The following is a 725-nucleotide window of genomic DNA, read 5'->3' on the forward strand; positions in this document are numbered from 1 at the left end:
TTTACATAAATAAGTCCCATCTGTACGGCAGCCAATGGATTTTCAAGATTTCTTGAATGAATATCACCATCCGCATTATCATCAGTAGGAAGCACGGCTGATTGTCCTTCTACAACTCCTTCTGAGCCGTGAGCATAACGCAGGTCGCCTCCCAGCCATGTTTTTTCTGATCCCCAATATACATCGGAATCCGGTTCCCAAACGTCTGCACGTCCTCCTGCAAATCCGAATGTTTTGAAGCCCATTGATTCAAGAGCGATATTTCCTGTAAGGATTAAAAGGTCTGCCCATGAAATGTTTCTTCCATATTTCTGCTTGATAGGCCATAGCAATCTTCTTGCTTTATCAAGGCTTACGTTATCAGGCCAGCTGTTTAATGGTGCGAAACGTTGTTGCCCGGCTCCTGCTCCACCTCTTCCGTCACCTACACGGTATGTTCCGGCACTGTGCCAGGCCATACGGATAAACAGAGGACCATAATGACCAAAGTCTGCCGGCCACCAATCCTGAGAGTCTGTCATCAATGCATGAAGGTCTTTTTTTACAGCTTCCAGATCAAGGCTTTCAAATGCTTTGGCATAATCAAAATCCTTATCCATAGGATCAGAAAGGGAAGAATGCTGGCGAAGAAGATCTACTCTAAGCTGATCAGGCCACCAATCAGAATTCTGGGTTCCTCCTCCTGCTACACTCTTTTTCATTGTTCCGTTATGAAACGGGCATTT

The 725-nt window shown here is 45.2% G+C and carries 1 protein-coding gene; it reads right to left on the minus strand.

All coding sequences use genetic code 11. From position 1 onward, the window contains the following. Positions 1–725: peroxidase family protein (locus tag NK356_RS24050; RefSeq protein ID WP_367399324.1), on the minus strand; the 725-nt coding region annotated here is incomplete at both ends.

Origin of the sequence: Chryseobacterium sp. S0630 (genome assembly GCF_024158915.1) — a bacterium.
Classification (GTDB): domain Bacteria; phylum Bacteroidota; class Bacteroidia; order Flavobacteriales; family Weeksellaceae; genus Chryseobacterium.